The following is a 15,567-nucleotide window of genomic DNA, read 5'->3' as shown; positions in this document are numbered from 1 at the left end:
AGCCGGCAGGCTCAGCGCCGGCCCAAGGCCGCCACGGCCAGTTGCAGGGCCAGCCGGTTATGGCGTTCGATCAACGGCGGCAGATCCAGTGTGGTGAGCTGTCCGTCGCGCACCACCACCCGCCCGTTGACCACGGTGTGACGGGCTTTGGCCGGGGCGCACAGCAGCAGCGCGCCCACGGGGTCGTGCACGGCGCCGCCTGCAAAGTCGAGACTGCCCAGGTCGAACACCGCCAGGTCGGCGCATTGGCCCACCGCCAGCGAACCGATGTCGGCACGGCCCAGCACCTCGGCCCCGCCCCGGGTGGCCAGCGCCAGCGCGTCGCGGGCCTTCATCTCGGCCGGGCCGGTATCGCAACCAAAGGGCTCCAGGGCCCGCCCGACCCGGGCCAGCAGCATGGCCTGGCGCGCCTCACCGAGCATGTGGGCGCCGTCGTTGCTGGCGCTGCCGTCCACCCCCAGCCCGACAGGCACGCCCGCGTCGATCATGCGGCGGATCGGGGCGATGCCCGAGGCGAGGCGCATGTTGCTGCAGGGGCAATGCGCCACCCCGGTGCGGGTGCGGGCAAACAGCGACAGGCCGGCCGAATCCAGCTTGACACAGTGGGCGTGCCACACGTCATGCCCCACCCAGCCCAGTTGCTCGGCGTATTCGGCCGGGGTGCAGCCAAACTTTTCGCGGCTGTAGGCAATGTCGTGGTCGTTCTCGGCCAGGTGGGTGTGCAGGCGCACGCCGTGCGCCCGGGCCAGCAGGGCCGATTCGCGCATGAGGTCGCGGCTGACACTGAAGGGCGAACACGGGGCCACCGCCACCTGCACCATCGCACCATGGCGGGCATCGTGCCAGCGCTCGATCAGGCGCTGGGTGTCGCGCAGGATGGCATCCTCCCGCTCCACCACCTCATCGGGTGGCAGGCCGCCCTGCGAGCGGCCCACGCTCATGCTGCCGCGGGTGGCGACAAAGCGCATGCCGATGGCCTGCGCGGCCTCGATGCTGTCGTCCAGGCGCACGCCATTGGGGTAGATGTAGAGGTGGTCACTGCTGGTGGTGCAGCCGCTGAGCAGCAGCTCGGCCATGGCCACCTGGGTCGACACCTGAACCATCTCGGGCGTGAGCCCGGCCCAGATGGGGTACAGGCCGCGCAGCCACGAAAACAGCTCGGCGTCCTGCACCGCAGGAATCGCCCGGGTGAGCGACTGATACATGTGGTGGTGGGTGTTGACCAGACCGGGCGTGACCAGGCAGCCACGCAGGTCCAGCACCTCGTCGGCCTGGTCGGGCAGATCGGCGGCGGGGCCGATGGCCTCGATGCGGTGGCCGCGGATGAACACCGAAGCATCGCTCAACTCACGGCGCTGCTCGTCAAAAGTGGCCACGCAACGGGCGTTGCGCAGCAGCAGGGTTTTGCTCATGGGGGCCGTGCAGGGTTCAGGGGGCCGTGGGAGCACCGGCCTGGAACCAGGCGCCGATCAAGGCGCGCTCTTCGTCGGTGATGCCGGTGGCATTGTTCATGGGCATGATCTTGGTGACCACGGCCTGCTGGTAGACCGCCTGGGCATGGGCCTTGACCTGCTCAGGTGAATCCAGGCGCACGTTCTTCATCTGCACGGCTTCGCCGTGGCACATGTAGCAGCGGGCGGACAACACCTTCTGCACCTCAGCGTAACTCACGGCTGTCGGCGCTGCGGCGGCCGGTGCCATCGGCGCCGGCCGCAGCCAGGCGATCAGCGCCAGCAGGACCACCACACCGGCGGCGGCATACGGCCAGGGATGGGCGTTGCGGCCCAGCTTGTACCCATGGCGCATCACGAAGAACTGGCGGATGGCCGCGCCGGCGAACATCATGCCGATCAACACCAGCCAGTTCTGCGGGTGGGTGTAGGTGAAGCTGTAATGGTTGGACAGCATGGCAAACAGCACCGGCAGCGTGAAATAAGTGTTGTGAACACTGCGCTGCTTGCCGCGCTTGCCGTGGATCGGGTCGACCGGCAGGCCATCCTTGATCTGCTGCACCACGGTGCGCTGGCCCGGGATGATCCAGAAGAAGACGTTGGCACTCATCGAGGTGGCGATCATGGCGCCCATCAACAAGAAGGCGGCGCGGCCGGCAAACCAGTGGCAGGCCAGCCATGAGGCCACGCAGACCAGCACTAGCACCAAAGCGCCGACGATCGCGTCGCCATTCTTGCGCTGCCCGAACACCCGGCAGATGCCGTCGTACAACAGCCAGAACACCACCAGAAAGCCCAGGGCGACGGCGATGGCCTCGGCGGGTGCCCAATCCATGCGCGACTTGTCGATCAGGTAGGTGCTGGCGCTCCAGAGGTACGAAACGGTGAACAGCGAAAAGCCGGTCAACCAGGTGCTGTAGCTTTCCCAGTAGAACCAGTGCAGGTGCCCGGGCAGCTTGGGTGGCGACACAGCGAACTTGACGGGGTGGTAAAAGCCGCCGCCGTGCACAGCCCACAACTCACCACTGACACCCTGGCGTTTCAATTCAGGGTCTTCGGGCGGCGTGAGGCTGCTGTCCAGAAAGACGAAATAGAACGAGGACCCCACCCAGGCGATGGCGGTGATGACATGGACCCAGCGCAGCAGCAGGTTGGCCCAGTCGAGAAAATAGCTTTCCATTCTCAACTCCAGTGCCCCTGAACCAACAGGTCGGCACTTTGATGGTCTGCTCACCACTGCGGGCGCTGTGAACAGAAGTTGGGGCCGCGGCCATGGGTTGGAAGAACCCCAGCTCCGCTGCGACCGGATGCAGGAAGAGAACCGCTTTCACGGCCCCCAGGCGACAAAGTGTATACAGTTTTTGAGCACCATGGCGACGTATCGTCTGGCCCCGAGTCAGGGCTTTCCCGAGGCCCCCACAGGGCCCGGAAGCTTTTGCAATAACTGTGCCGCCACCGCCACGGCAATGACCTCCGGTTGCTTGCCGCTGATGCCTGGCACACCGATAGGACAGGTGACGTGATTCAACTCATCGGCGGTGAAGCCACGCTCCTGAAGGCGTCGCTGAAAGGTGGCCCATTTGGTCTGGCTGCCAATCAGCCCGACAAATGGCAGGTCACCATGCTCACGCTGTCGACGCAGGCAGGCGGCCACGATGTCCAGGTCTTCGGCATGGCTGAAACTCATCACCAGCACCTGCGAGCCGGGCACCAGGTCGGCCACGGCCCCCTGCACCGGATCGGAGTGCTCGGCCTCCGCGTTTTCGGGCAGATCGGCCGGAAAGATACCGTCCCGGCTGTCGATCCAACGCAGGCGAAACGGCAGTGGCGCCAGCACCCGCACCAATGCGTGCCCCACATGCCCGCCACCAAACAGGGCCAAGGGCTGGCCGCCTTGCGCCAGTTCGGTGCGCAGCCGCTCGCGATCGGCCGCAGTAACCCGCTCCAGGCTCAGGTGCACCACCCCACCGCAGCATTGCCCCAGACTGGGGCCCAAGGCGTGGCGCTGCTGCAGCGGCCAGGCGGTCGCGGGGTCGCGCAGGCCCTCTCGGGCAGCCAATGTGGCCACCAGTTCCAGGTGACCACCGCCAATGGTGCCGAGCACGGTCGCGGGCCACACCGCCATCCAGGCACCCACCTCACGGGGCACCGAGCCCTGGGTACGCACCACGCGCACCAGGCAGGCAGGTTCATCAGTCAGGCCTTGCAGCAGTTGGGACAGAGCGCTCATGGGCCCCGATTCTGCGGTCATAAAACCCTCCATCCAGAAAAAATGGCCTTACGGCAGATACGACTGGCAACAATCAGGGCGCAGTGCCGAAGGCACAATGCGCGCATGAACGGACCCGCCCCACGCTCAACCGACCAGCCCAGCCACCCCGTAACGGCCCTGATCCGCCGCCCCCTGTGGCTGATGGCCACGGCCTGGGCCGCCTTGCTGGCGGCCTGCGGCAGCGGCCCGACGCCGCCACTGAACGAGAACACGCCCGCCGCGGAAACGCCCGGCCCGGCCAGCACGCCCTCAGGCACCGGCAGTGTCCACACGATCAGCCCGGCCTCGGCGGCCAGCACCCCCAAGGCTTATCGGGTGGACGCTGCCCAGCACCTCTACAAACTCAATGCAGAGCGCATCTACGCCGGCAAGCTGCCGCCCATGTTGTACGCGGTGGGGGTGCTGCAGGTCAGCATCGACAGCCGGGGGCAGGTCACGCAGCTGCACTGGATGCGCGCGCCGCGCCATGCCCCCGAGGTGGTCACCGAAATCGAGCGCACGGCGCGCGCGGCCGCCCCCTACCCGGTGCCCGCCCGTCTGGGCAAGGTGGTCTACACCGACACCTGGTTGTGGGACCAGAGCGGCCGGTTCCAGCTCGACACCCTGACAGAAGGTCAGAGCGGCGGTTGAACCCGGATCCGCTTCAGGAGCCGCGGTAGGTCGAGTGGCTCCAGGGGCTGACCAACAAGGGCACGTGGTAGTGCTGATCGGCATGGGCGATGCCAAAGTCGAGCGTGACCTTGTTCAGGAACGGGGGTTCGGGCAGGTCGACGCCACGGGAACGGAAGTAATCGGCCACCTCGAACACCAGGCGGTAGGTGCCCGGGCGCAGGCTGTTGTTGTCATACAGCGGGCCGTCGGAGCGGCCGTCGGCGTTCAACACAAAGCGGCGCACCAGTGTGGCGTCGTCGCCCTGGGTGGTGAACAGCGAAACCCCCATGCCGGCAGCCGGGCTGCCGTGCATGGTGTCGAGAACGTGGGTACTGAGGCCCATGGGTGATCCTTTCGGGTGACAAGACAAGAGGCGGCCACCGGGGCGACCGGACGGTTGATGCCATCAATCCTTGGCAGCAATCGTGAACTAAAAGTGTATACACTTTTTGAATTGGCAGCTATCATGAAGTCATGGACGCCTCCAACCCATCGACCACCCACGTCATCGTCGAGAGCCTGACCCGGGCCATCGTCGAACACCGGCTGCTGCCGGGCACCAAGCTGGCGGAACAGAAGCTGGCGGATCACTTCGGCGTGTCTCGCACGCTGGTCCGGCAGGCCCTGTTCCAGTTGTCGCAGAACCGCCTGATCCGGCTGGAGCCGGCACGCGGCGCTTTTGTCGCAGCGCCCTCAGTCACCGAGGCCCGGCAGGTTTTCGCTGTACGGCGCATGCTGGAGGCTGAAATGACACGCGCCTTTGTGCGTGAGGTCACCCCTAGCAAGATCAAGGCCTTGCGCGAGCATGTGGCCCGCGAAAGAGCCGCTGTGCAAGAGGGCGACGCCTCCGGTCGCACCGAACTGCTGGGCGACTTCCATGTGCGCATGGCCGAGCTGATGGGCAACGAGGTACTGGCCCAATTGCTGGGTGAACTGATTTCGCGCTGCGCCCTGATCACGTTGATGTACCAGTCGGCCAGTGCGGCCGAACACTCCCACGAGGAGCACGGCGAGATCGTCAAGGCGCTGGCTGCGCGCGACGAAGCCCTGGCGGTGCAACTCATGAACGATCACCTGACCCATGTCGAGGAAAGCCTCACCTTCGACCGCAAGCTGCCCACCAGCGACCTGTCCATGGCCCTGTCCTGAACTTCACCCCACCCGTCAGCCCTCCCGAAGCCCGCCCATGAAGCCTTACGACACCACCCAGCCCTACCCCCGCGACCTGATCGGCTACGGCCGCGATGTGCCCCACGCCCAGTGGCCGGGCCAGGCCCGCATTGCGGTCCAGTTCGTGCTGAATTACGAGGAAGGCGGCGAGAACGCCACCTTGCACGGCGACGCCGGCTCGGAGCAGTTCCTGTCCGAGATGTTCAACCCGGCCAGCTACCCCGACCGCCACATGAGCATGGAAGGCATCTACGAGTATGGCTCGCGGGCGGGGGTGTGGCGCATCCTGCGCGAGTTCGAGAAGCGCGGCCTGCCCATGACCATCTTCGGTGTCGGCATGGCGCTGCAGCGCCACCCCGAGTTGACCCAGGCCTTTGTCGACCTGGGCCACGAGATCGCCTGCCACGGCTGGCGCTGGATCCACTACCAGAACATCGACGAGGCCACCGAGCGCGAACACATGCGTGTGGCGCTGGACGCCATCGAGAAGCTCACCGGCCAGCGCCCCACCGGCTGGTACACCGGCCGCGACAGCCCGCGCACGCGCCGCCTGGTGGTGGACGACGGCCGGCTTGACTACGACAGCGACTACTACGGCGACGACCTGCCGTTCTGGATGAAGGTCGAACGCAGCGACGGCGCCGTGGTGCCGCACCTGGTCGTGCCCTACACCCTGGACACCAATGACATGCGTTTTTCGCTGCCACAGGGCTTTTCGCAGGGCGACGACTTCTTCACCTACCTGCGCGACAGCTTTGACTGCCTGTACGCCGAAGGCGACCCCGCCGGCGAGAACCGCCCCAAGATGCTGAGCATCGGCATGCACTGCCGCCTGCTGGGCCGCCCTGGGCGCATGGTGGCGCTGCAAAAATTTCTCGACCACATCCAGCGCCACGACAAGGTCTGGGTGTGCCGCCGCATCGACATTGCCCGCCACTGGCAGCAGGTGCATCCCTTTAGCGAACAGAAAGCAGGCTGACCATGGCCCTCACCCTTGCCGAATTCAACACCGCCAGCCCCGAACAGGCCCTGCAATGGCTGGACGGCCTGTACGAGCACTCGCCCTGGATCGTCGAACGCGTGCTGCCGCAGCGCCCCTTCCAATCGCTGGCTCAACTCAAGCACGCGCTGACCCAGGTCGTCAGCCAGGCCGGGCGCGAGGCCCAGTTGGGCCTGATCCGGGCCCACCCCGAGCTGGCAGGCAAGGCCATGGTCAGCAAGAGCCTGACCGCCGAATCGACCCACGAACAAGGCAAGGCCGGCCTGACCGACTGCACCCCTGAAGAGTTTGCCCGCATCCAGCAGCTCAATGCCGACTACAACGCGCGCTTCGGCTTCCCCTTCATCCTGGCCGTGCGGGGCCCCCGCGGCCTGGGCCTGGGCCGGCACGAGATCATCGAGACCTTCGAGCGGCGACTGCACAACCACCCCGACTTCGAGCTGGCCGAATGCCTGCGCAACATCCACCGCATCGCCGAAATCCGCCTCAACGACAAGTTCGGTGTCGAGCCGGTACAAGGCAATCTGGTGTGGGACTGGCAGGAAAAGCTGGCCCAGCACTCAGACCCCGGCTTTGCCGAGTTGGGCCAGCTCACCGTCACCTACCTCACCGACGCCCACCGCGCCTGCGCCCAGCGCATTGCCCACTGGATGCGCGAAGCCGGCTTTGACGAAGTCGGGATCGATGCCGTGGGCAACGTGGTGGGCCGTTACCACCCCGCCACGGCCGGCGCCCCCTATCTGATGACCGGCTCGCATTACGACACCGTGCGCAATGGCGGCAAGTACGACGGGCGGCTGGGCATCTTCGTGCCCATGGCCTGCGTGCAGCAGCTCAAGGCGCAGGGCCGGCGCCTGCCCTTTGGCCTGGAGGTGATCGGCTTCGCTGAAGAGGAAGGCCAGCGCTACAAGGCCACCTTCCTGGGTTCAGGCGCGCTGATCGGCGACTTCAAGCCTGAGTGGCTGGACCAGCAGGACGCCGACGGCATCACGATGCGCGAGGCCATGCGGCACGCCGGCCTGTGCATCGATGACATCGCCAAACTCAAGCGCCAACCGGCCGATTACCTGGGCTTCATCGAGGTGCACATTGAACAGGGCCCGGTCCTGAATGAGAAAGACCTGCCCCTGGGCGTGGTCACCTCCATCAACGGCAGCGTGCGCTACCTCGGTGAGGTGATCGGCATGGCCAGCCACGCGGGCACCACCCCCATGGACCGCCGCCGCGACGCCGCCACCGCGGTGGCCGAACTCGCGCTGTACGTTGAAAAGCGGGCGGCCCAGGATGGCGACTCGGTAGGCACCATCGGCCAGTTGCAAGTGCCCAACGGGTCGATCAACGTGGTGCCGGGGCGCTGCAAGTTCTCACTCGACCTGCGCGCGCCCAACGATACCCAGCGCGACGCCCTGGCGCACGATGTGCTGGCCGAGTTGGCCGCCATCTGCGAACGCCGCGGCCTGCGCCACACCCTGGAAGAGACCATGCGGGCCGCCGCTGCCCCCAGCGCCCCGGCCCTGCAGCAGCACTGGGAGGCGGCCGTCAGCGCCCTGGGCCTGCCGGTGTTCCGCATGCCCAGCGGCGCCGGCCACGACGCCATGAAGCTGCACGAGGTGATGCCCCAGGCCATGCTGTTCGTGCGCGGACTCAACTCGGGCATCAGCCACAACCCGCTCGAATCGAGCACCAACGAAGACATGCAACTGGCCGTCGACGCCTTTGCCCATGTCCTGAACCACTTCGCACCGCAAGCCATCCCCGCCTGAGCCCGACACCATGACCGACGTTCAAAACACCCCCCGCTACGCCGCCCTCGACGCCTGGATCGATGCCCACTTCGACGATGAAGTGCGCTTTCTGCAAGCGCTGGTGCAGGTGCCCACCGACACACCGCCCGGCAACAACGCCCCGCACGCAGAACGCACCGCCGAACTGCTGCAGGCCTTCGGCTATGAGGCCGAGAAGCACCCTGTGCCCGCCGCCGAGGTGCAGGCCTACGGCATGCAAAGCATCACCAACCTGATCGTGCGCCGCCCCTTCGGCCCGGCGGGCAGCGGCCGCACCATTGCGCTGAACGCCCACGGCGACGTGGTGCCCCCGGGCGAGGGCTGGACCCACGACCCCTACGGGGCCGAGATCGTGGACGGCAAGATGTACGGCCGCGCTACCGCGGTCAGCAAGAGCGACTTCGCCAGCTTCACCTTTGCCTTGCGCGCCCTGGAGGCCGTGGCCCGCCCCACCCAGGGGGCGGTGGAGCTGCACTTCACCTACGACGAAGAATTTGGCGGCGAACTGGGCCCGGGCTGGCTGCTGAAGAACCAGCTGACCCAGCCCGACTTGATGGTGGCCGCCGGCTTCTCGCACGAGGTGGTCACCGCGCACAACGGCTGCCTGCAGATGGAAGTGACCGTGCACGGCAAGATGGCCCATGCGGCCGTGCCCCACACCGGCGTCGATGCCCTGCAAGGCGCCGTGCACATCCTGAACGCGCTGTACGCCCAGAACACCGAGTACCTGCAGGTGAGCTCGCAGGTGGCCGGCATCAACCACCCTTACCTCAATGTGGGCCGCATCGAAGGCGGCACCAACACCAACGTGGTGCCGGGCAAGGTGATGTTCAAGCTGGACCGCCGCATGATCCCCGAAGAGAACCCGGTCGAGGTGGAAGCCCGCATCCGCGAGGTGATCGAACAGGCCGCCGCGCAGCGCCCCGGCATCAGCGTCGAGATCAAGCGCCTGCTGCTGGCCCGCTCGATGACCCCGCTGGCCGGCAACAAACCCCTGGTGGACGCCATTCAGCAACACGCCAAGGCGGTGCTGGGCGAAGACGTGCCCGCCGTGGGCACCCCGCTGTACACCGACGTGCGCCTGTACGTGGAGCGCGGCATCCCCGGCGTGATCTACGGCGCCGGCCCGCGCACCGTGCTCGAATCACATGCCAAGCGCGCCGACGAGCGCCTTGACCTGAACGACCTGCGCGCCGCCACCAAGGTGATGGCCCGGGCCCTGAGCGACCTGCTGGCTTGAGCGGCACCACCGCCACCGCCACGACCGGGCTGATCGTGCCCGTGGACACCCCACCCCCGCTCACCGTGCTGTGGCGCGATGAGCACCTGGTGGCCGTCTACAAGCCGGCGGGCTGGCTGGTGCACCGCACCGGGCTGGACGCAGGCGAAACCCGCTTTGTGATGCAGGCCCTGCGCGACCAACTGGGCCAGCACGTGTTTCCGGTGCACCGGCTCGACAAGGGCACCTGCGGCGTGCTGGTGATGGCGCTGCACAGCGAGGCCGCGCGCGCCCTGTCGCAGTCTTTCGAGGCGCACCGCACCCGCAAGCACTACCTGGCCGTGGTGCGGGGCTGGGCCCCCCGGGCGATCGAGGTCGACCACGCCCTGCGCCCCGACGACGCCCCGCCCGATGCCCCCGTGCAAGAGGCCCACACCCGTTTCGAGCGCCTGGCCACGCTGGCCTTGCCGCCCGAGCCCGGCCAGGCACCGGCCGACCCGCGCTACCCAGCCAGCCGCCTGTCGATGGTCCAGGCCTGGCCCAGCACCGGGCGACGCCACCAGATCCGCCGTCACCTCAAGCACCTGGCCCACCCCATCATCGGCGACGCCACCCACGGCAAGGGGCCCGTCAACCGCTGGTGGGCCGAGCGTTTGGGCCTGCAACGCCTGTGGCTGCATGCGGCCACCCTCGACATCCCCCACCCCATCAGCGGCGAGTGGCTGCACTTCTCCAGCGGGCTGCTGGACACCGACCCGCCCACCGATCAGCCCATGCCCCCCGACCTTCTGGCCTGGCAAGCCTTACGGCAACACCCGGCCTGGCAGGCCGATGAGCCAGCCCGCCCGGGTCTGGACACCTGTGAGACAAGGACCTGACCAAGGGATCGTGCGGGGCGATAACATGCAGGACGATTGACATTCACTGACCTGCCCACACCGCTTCATGACCTACGCCCCCCTGTCCCAGCGCCTGAGCGGCGCCAGCAACTTCCGTGACCTGGGACGCTACCCCGCCCGGGGTGGCCGGGCCATGCGCCCGGGCCGCATCTACCGCTCGGATCACCTGGCCCACCTCACGCCCGAGGATCAGGCCCGATTGCAGGCGCTGGGGGTCACGCGCACGGTCGACTTCAGGGGCCAGGGCGAACGCGCCGCGCAGGCCTACGACCTGCCCGGCGTGCAGCAGCACGCGCTGTCGATCGAGCCCACGGTGGTACAACGCGCCAAGGCTTTGCAGGACCGGGGGGAGCGCCTCACACCGGAACATGCCGCCGAACTGATGGAGCAGACCTACCGCGACTTCGTGCTGCACAACTCACCCCGCTTTGCAGAACTGTTCCGACTGCTGCTGGAAAACGACCAGCCCCTGGTCTTCCACTGCACCGCCGGCAAGGACCGCACCGGCTTTGCCGCCGCCCTGATCCTGCATGCGCTGGGCGTGGAGCAGCCCGTCGTTCTGCACGACTACCTGCTGACCAATGAGTTGTACCAGCGCCCCACGGGTTTGATCGGGCAGGGCCCCGAAGAGGTGATGCGCGTCATCTGGCGCGTGCAGCCCAGCTTTCTCGACGCAGCCCTGGACACCGTGCAGCAGCACCACGGCGGCCTGACACCCTACCTGCAGGACGTGCTAGGCGTGGGGCCCGCCGAAGTGCGCCAACTCGAATCGCTCTACCTGATTTAATTCAGCGATGCTGATGGGCCGGTGTGGCACCGCCCTCACCTGAGTCCCTCGCCACGCATTGCGCTCTTTCCGGCTGTCCGCCACCTGGGCCGACCAGCCTGCACCATCACGGCCCAGCCCGTCGGGCCAATGGCCTCAAAACAGTGCACACCGCCCCAAGGCTCACCATTCCGGTGCCTCAAGGCCGCCCGCTTCCACGTGAAAACCCTGTATTCATGGGCACGACTTTTGCCTACATTGCTTGCATACAAGACTTGCAAACCACATCTCTTTCCAACCTTGGAGCAGCCATGTCACGCATCTACAAATCCCTGTTCGGCCAGGTGGTCCTGGCCCTGGTGGTCGGCGTCATCGTCGGCCTGGTCTGGCCTGAACAGGCCGTCAAACTCAAACCCCTGGGCGACGGCTTCATCAAGCTGATCAAAATGCTCATCCCCTTCATCGTCTTCGGCGTGGTGGTGCACGGCATCGCCGGCACGGGCGACCTCAAGCGGGTGGGCCGGGTGGGCATCAAGGCCCTGATCTATTTCGAGGTGGTCACGGCCATCGCTCTGGTGCTGGGCCTGGTGCTGGCCTGGGTGTTCCAGCCCGGCGCGGGCATGAACATCGACCCCAGCACCCTTGATGGCTCGGCGCTCGCGGCCTACAAAGAGAACGCTGGCAAGCTCACCGGCGGCGGCTTCACCGAGTTCGCCCTGCGCCTGATCCCGACCACCGCCCTCAGCGGCTTTGTGAGCGGCGACGTGATGCAGGTGCTGCTGATCTCCATCCTGTTCGGCTGTGCCCTGGCCCTGCTGGGCCCCAAGGGGGAACGCATCACCTCGCTGATCGACGACCTGTCGCACGCCCTGTTCAAGACCATGGGCCTGCTGATCCGCCTGGCCCCGCTGGGCGTGCTGGGCGCGATTGCCTTCACCGTGGGCAAGTACGGCATCGGCTCGCTCAAGCAACTGGGCATGCTGGTGGCTTTGTTCTTCGGCGCCACCATTTTCTTTGTGACGGTGGTGCTGGGCCTGATCATGCGGGTGTCGGGCTTCAGCCTGTTCAAGCTGCTGCGCTACCTGCGCGAAGAGCTGATGGTGGTTTTCGCCACCACCTCATCGGACAGCGTGCTGCCCCAGATCATGGCCAAGCTCAAGGCCATGGGCATCCGTGACTCGACCGTGGGCCTGGTGATCCCCACCGGCTACTCCTTCAACCTGGACGCCTTCTCGATCTACATCACGCTGGCCGCCGTCTTCATTGCCCAGGCCACCAACACCCCGGTCTCCACCGCCGATCTGCTGGCCATCCTGGCCATCTCGCTGGTCACCTCCAAGGGCGCACACGGTGTGCCAGGCTCGGCCATCGTGGTGCTGGCCGCCACCCTGCAGGCCATTCCGGCCATCCCCGCCATCGGCCTGGTGCTGGTGCTGTCGGTGGACTGGTTCATGGGCATCGCCCGGGCCCTGGGCAATCTGATCGGCAACTGTGTGGCCACCGTGGCCATTGCCGCCTGGGAAGGCGACATTGATCGCGAGCGGGCCCATGCGGTGCTCGATGGCCGTACCCCGAAAGCGTTGATCGACTGACGCGGCCGCTGCGCCTGCCTTCGACCGGCGAGGGGCGGGTGCCCCGGCCGGATCCGGAGGGCTGCGGACCGTCACACAGCTCCAGTAAAGTCGGCCCCCTCCCAACACCCAAGACCTTCCCATGCTGAGTTCACTGCGTACCAAACTGCTGCTGATCACGACCCTCTCGGTCGTCGTGGCGCTGAGCCTCACCGGCGCCATCACCTACGTCCTGCTGCGCGCCAGCATCACCGAGACCGCAGCCCAGCAGCTGAGCGCGGCCCGCGAGGGCAATGGCATGGCCCTCGACCTGTGGGTGGCCGCCAAGGCCACCGCGGTGCAGGCCGCGGCCCATGCCGTGCAGCATGGCGACCCCCAGGGCATCGTGCTGCACATGAACAAGGCGGGTGGCTTTCCGGTGACCACCGTGGGCTGGACCGACAAGAGCTACGTCTCCAGCAGCTCCACCACCCCCGCCAACTACGACCCCACCGTTCGCCCCTGGTACAAGGCCGCCGCCGAGGCCGGCAAGCTGGTGGTCACGCCGCCCTATGCCGACGCCTCGACCGGGGTGGCCTTCGTGTCCTTTGCCGCCCCCATGCTGCGCGATGGCAGCCTGGCCGGCGTGGTCAGCGGGGCCGTGCCTCTGGACGGCGTTCGCCAGGTCGTGAACGGCGTGCACCCGACCCCCAACAGCCTGGCGATCCTGGTCACCCGCAGCGGACAGTTGCTGGCCCACGCCGACGCCAAGCTGACCCTCAAGCCGGCCTCCACGCTGTCTCCAGCGCTGGCTGGCGACTCGCTGAACCAGTTGCTCAGTGCCACCACCCCGCAGGAGCTTGAGCTCGGCGGTGTCCCCAAGCTGCTGCAGGCCCGCGCCATCCAGGGCACCGACTGGTACCTGATCGTGGCACTGGACAAGGCCGACGCCACCCAGGCCCTGGGCGAGGTGTCGCGCGGCGTGCTGCTGGCCACCGTGGTGCTGGCGCTGCTGGCTGCCGCGCTGAGCTCGGTCTTCACGGCTCGCGCCTTCCGCCGGCTGGCCCAGGTGCGCGACGCCATGGCCGACATCAGCTCCGGCGGGGGCGACCTGACGCAACGCCTGCCGATCTCGGGGCAGGACGAGGTGGCCCAGGTGGCCGGTTCTTTCAACACCTTCGTCGACAAGATGGCCATCGTGCTGCGCGACATCCGCCAGGGGGCCGAATCGGTTCGCCTGGCCAGCGACGAGATCCGCAACGGCAACCATGACCTGTCCAGCCGCACCGAAGGCGCCGCCAGCAGCCTGGAACAGACCTCGGCCGCCCTGGTGCAACTGACGGCCAGTGTTCAGCAATCGGCGGAAGCCACGGTGCGCGCCACCCAACTGGCCGGCGAAGCCAGCCAGGCCGCTGCCAAAGGAGGAGAAGTGGTGGCAGGCGCCGTGAGCACCATGGACGAGATCAACCAGTCCTCCGCACGCATCAGCGACATCATCGGCGTGATCGACGGCATTGCCTTCCAGACCAACATCCTGGCCCTCAACGCGGCCGTCGAAGCAGCACGCGCGGGCGAAAACGGCCGTGGTTTTGCGGTGGTGGCGGCCGAGGTGCGCAGCCTGGCCCAACGCAGTGCCACCGCAGCCAAGGAGATCAAGGGCTTGATCAGCACCTCGGAAGAGCGCGTCAGCGTCGGCACCCAGCGTGTGCAGGCCGTGGGCCAGACCATGGACGCCATCATGGGCAGCATCCGCCGGGTCAGCCAATTGATCGGGGAAATCAACGGCGCCATGCACGAGCAAAGCAATGGCATTGGCCAGATCAGCCAGGCCGTGGCCGAAATGGACCGCTCCACCCAGCAAAATGCAGCCTTGGTCGAAGAATCGGCCGCAGCGGCATCGGTGCTCAACGACCAGGCCCACCACCTGGCCCAGGCCGTTGGCGCCTTCAAGCTGGGCGACGCAGCCCCCCAAGGCACGGCCCTTGCACGGCCCAACCCGGCGGGCCAAGCCCGCCTGCACTGACCCCGGAGCCCCAAGACCCCCATGAGCAGTTCCCAGACCGAAATCGCACAACAGGTGGTGGAGTCCATCCTGGCCCAGAAACTGGCCCCCGGCGAACGCCTGGGTGAACAGGATCTGGCCGATCTTTTCGGCGTCAGCCGCACCCTGGTGCGCGAGGCGCTGATGCAGTTGCAGGCGCGCGGCTTTGTCGAGGTGCGATCGCGACGCGGCTGGTATGTGGTGGAGCCCTCGGTAGAGGACGCCCGCGATGCGTTCTCGGCCCGGCGCATCGTGGAGGCCGGCATCCTGGCCAGCGCGGGCGACGAGGGCCGGCCCCTGCAGGCCGTGACCCGGCGCCTGCGCCAACACATCGCCGACGAGCAAAGTGCCATCGAGGGCGCCGACGCAGCCGCCCGTGCCTTTCTGCTGGCGGACTTCCACGTCTGCCTGGCTGAAAGCATGGGGCACCGCAGCCTCACCGATGTGCTGCGCGACCTGACCGCCCGCACCACGCTGGCCGCCTCGCTGTACCAATCACGCCACGAAGCCAGCCAGTCGTGCCAGGAGCATGAAGCCATTGTCGAAGCGCTTGAAGCCGGTGATCTGCCCCTGGCCCGTGACCGCCTGTTGGCCCACATCGGCCATGTGGAAGAAGCCTTGCGCCCAGACACACCGCGCACCCACGACAGATTGCGCGATTCGCTGAGCCCGGTGCAACGCACGTCGGGCTGATCCCCTTAGACAGGCCGCCCATCATCTGATCGAGGGCGGCCCATAGGTACTGGCCTGCTTCTTGCAGGCTG

The 15,567-nt window shown here is 67.2% G+C and carries 14 protein-coding genes; 10 read left to right on the top strand and 4 right to left on the bottom strand.

Annotation, left to right across the window (positions count from 1 at the left end; translation table 11 throughout):
• Positions 1–11 precede the first annotated feature (11 nt).
• From AC3WUT_RS14765 to xdhC, 3 genes are all read right to left on the bottom strand, one after another.
• Positions 12–1,412 (bottom strand): 8-oxoguanine deaminase, encoded by a 1,401-nt coding sequence (locus AC3WUT_RS14765; protein ID WP_492347838.1) that lies wholly within the window; start codon positions 1,410–1,412, stop codon positions 12–14.
• Between the two features lie 16 nt (positions 1,413–1,428).
• Entirely contained in the window at positions 1,429–2,631 is a 1,203-nt protein-coding gene (locus AC3WUT_RS14760) for a urate hydroxylase PuuD (RefSeq protein WP_492347837.1), read from the bottom strand.
• 216 nt (positions 2,632–2,847) lie between these two features.
• Positions 2,848–3,681 carry a xanthine dehydrogenase accessory protein XdhC gene (gene xdhC, locus AC3WUT_RS14755; RefSeq protein ID WP_492347836.1) on the bottom strand — a complete coding sequence of 278 codons (834 nt, stop codon included), beginning with the start codon at positions 3,679–3,681 and terminating at the stop codon, positions 2,848–2,850.
• Between the two features lie 105 nt (positions 3,682–3,786).
• Between xdhC and AC3WUT_RS14750 the strand changes: the two genes are divergently transcribed.
• A complete protein-coding gene (locus AC3WUT_RS14750) occupies positions 3,787–4,353 on the top strand; it encodes a hypothetical protein (protein ID WP_492347835.1) in 567 nt (188 codons plus the stop codon).
• A 13-nt stretch (positions 4,354–4,366) separates the two neighbouring features.
• Here the strand turns inward: AC3WUT_RS14750 and uraH are convergent, their stop codons facing one another.
• Positions 4,367–4,717, bottom strand: a complete 351-nt coding sequence (uraH, locus tag AC3WUT_RS14745; RefSeq protein WP_492347834.1) for a hydroxyisourate hydrolase — start codon at positions 4,715–4,717, stop codon at positions 4,367–4,369.
• A 131-nt stretch (positions 4,718–4,848) separates the two neighbouring features.
• Between uraH and AC3WUT_RS14740 the strand changes: the two genes are divergently transcribed.
• The 9 genes from AC3WUT_RS14740 (at position 4,849) to AC3WUT_RS14700 (ending at position 15,496) form a co-directional block, all read left to right on the top strand.
• The gene (locus AC3WUT_RS14740; RefSeq protein WP_492347833.1) at positions 4,849–5,523 is read left to right on the top strand and encodes a GntR family transcriptional regulator; all 675 of its coding nucleotides are present in this window, start codon (positions 4,849–4,851) and stop codon (positions 5,521–5,523) included.
• 37 nt (positions 5,524–5,560) lie between these two features.
• On the top strand, positions 5,561–6,523 hold the full coding sequence (gene puuE, locus AC3WUT_RS14735; protein ID WP_492347832.1) for an allantoinase PuuE: 963 nt from the start codon (positions 5,561–5,563) through the stop codon (positions 6,521–6,523).
• A gap of 2 nt (positions 6,524–6,525) precedes the next feature.
• Positions 6,526–8,307: a 2-oxo-4-hydroxy-4-carboxy-5-ureidoimidazoline decarboxylase gene (gene uraD / locus AC3WUT_RS14730; RefSeq protein ID WP_492347831.1), complete on the top strand. Its 1,782-nt coding sequence runs from the start codon at positions 6,526–6,528 to the stop codon at positions 8,305–8,307.
• A gap of 10 nt (positions 8,308–8,317) precedes the next feature.
• The gene (locus AC3WUT_RS14725) at positions 8,318–9,568 is read left to right on the top strand and encodes a M20 family metallopeptidase (RefSeq protein ID WP_492347830.1); all 1,251 of its coding nucleotides are present in this window, start codon (positions 8,318–8,320) and stop codon (positions 9,566–9,568) included.
• Entirely contained in the window at positions 9,565–10,425 is an 861-nt protein-coding gene (locus tag AC3WUT_RS14720; RefSeq protein WP_492347829.1) for a pseudouridine synthase, read from the top strand. Before AC3WUT_RS14725 ends, AC3WUT_RS14720 begins: the two co-directional genes overlap by 4 nt.
• Positions 10,426–10,492: 67 nt before the next feature.
• Complete coding sequence (locus AC3WUT_RS14715) at positions 10,493–11,233, top strand: tyrosine-protein phosphatase (protein WP_492347828.1); 741 nt, start codon at positions 10,493–10,495, stop codon at positions 11,231–11,233.
• A gap of 290 nt (positions 11,234–11,523) precedes the next feature.
• Positions 11,524–12,804, top strand: a complete 1,281-nt coding sequence (locus AC3WUT_RS14710; protein ID WP_492347827.1) for a C4-dicarboxylate transporter DctA — start codon at positions 11,524–11,526, stop codon at positions 12,802–12,804.
• Positions 12,805–12,925: 121 nt separating this feature from the next.
• A complete protein-coding gene (locus AC3WUT_RS14705; RefSeq protein WP_492347826.1) occupies positions 12,926–14,785 on the top strand; it encodes a methyl-accepting chemotaxis protein in 1,860 nt (619 codons plus the stop codon).
• Positions 14,786–14,806: 21 nt separating this feature from the next.
• Complete coding sequence (locus AC3WUT_RS14700; protein WP_492347825.1) at positions 14,807–15,496, top strand: GntR family transcriptional regulator; 690 nt, start codon at positions 14,807–14,809, stop codon at positions 15,494–15,496.
• Positions 15,497–15,567: the final 71 nt, after the last annotated feature.

Source organism: Curvibacter sp. EU05-FHT14A10 (assembly GCF_058791075.1).
Note: the sequence above shows the minus strand (reverse complement) of the source record. Positions and strands in the feature narration are given on the sequence as shown.

What these genes read in the sequence shown, in the direction of transcription:
- AC3WUT_RS14760 (WP_492347837.1), bottom strand. Translation starts at nt 2,631, where the DNA reads ATGGAAAGCTATTTTCTCGACTGGGCCAACCTGCTGCTGCGCTGGGTC.
- AC3WUT_RS14715 (WP_492347828.1), top strand. Translation starts at nt 10,493, where the DNA reads ATGACCTACGCCCCCCTGTCCCAGCGCCTGAGCGGCGCCAGCAACTTC.
- AC3WUT_RS14710 (WP_492347827.1), top strand. Translation starts at nt 11,524, where the DNA reads ATGTCACGCATCTACAAATCCCTGTTCGGCCAGGTGGTCCTGGCCCTG.
- AC3WUT_RS14750 (WP_492347835.1), top strand. Translation starts at nt 3,787, where the DNA reads ATGAACGGACCCGCCCCACGCTCAACCGACCAGCCCAGCCACCCCGTA.
- AC3WUT_RS14705 (WP_492347826.1), top strand. Translation starts at nt 12,926, where the DNA reads ATGCTGAGTTCACTGCGTACCAAACTGCTGCTGATCACGACCCTCTCG.
- xdhC (WP_492347836.1), bottom strand. Translation starts at nt 3,681, where the DNA reads ATGAGCGCTCTGTCCCAACTGCTGCAAGGCCTGACTGATGAACCTGCC.
- uraH (WP_492347834.1), bottom strand. Translation starts at nt 4,717, where the DNA reads ATGGGCCTCAGTACCCACGTTCTCGACACCATGCACGGCAGCCCGGCT.
- puuE (WP_492347832.1), top strand. Translation starts at nt 5,561, where the DNA reads ATGAAGCCTTACGACACCACCCAGCCCTACCCCCGCGACCTGATCGGC.
- AC3WUT_RS14725 (WP_492347830.1), top strand. Translation starts at nt 8,318, where the DNA reads ATGACCGACGTTCAAAACACCCCCCGCTACGCCGCCCTCGACGCCTGG.
- AC3WUT_RS14740 (WP_492347833.1), top strand. Translation starts at nt 4,849, where the DNA reads ATGGACGCCTCCAACCCATCGACCACCCACGTCATCGTCGAGAGCCTG.
- AC3WUT_RS14700 (WP_492347825.1), top strand. Translation starts at nt 14,807, where the DNA reads ATGAGCAGTTCCCAGACCGAAATCGCACAACAGGTGGTGGAGTCCATC.
- AC3WUT_RS14765 (WP_492347838.1), bottom strand. Translation starts at nt 1,412, where the DNA reads ATGAGCAAAACCCTGCTGCTGCGCAACGCCCGTTGCGTGGCCACTTTT.
- uraD (WP_492347831.1), top strand. Translation starts at nt 6,526, where the DNA reads ATGGCCCTCACCCTTGCCGAATTCAACACCGCCAGCCCCGAACAGGCC.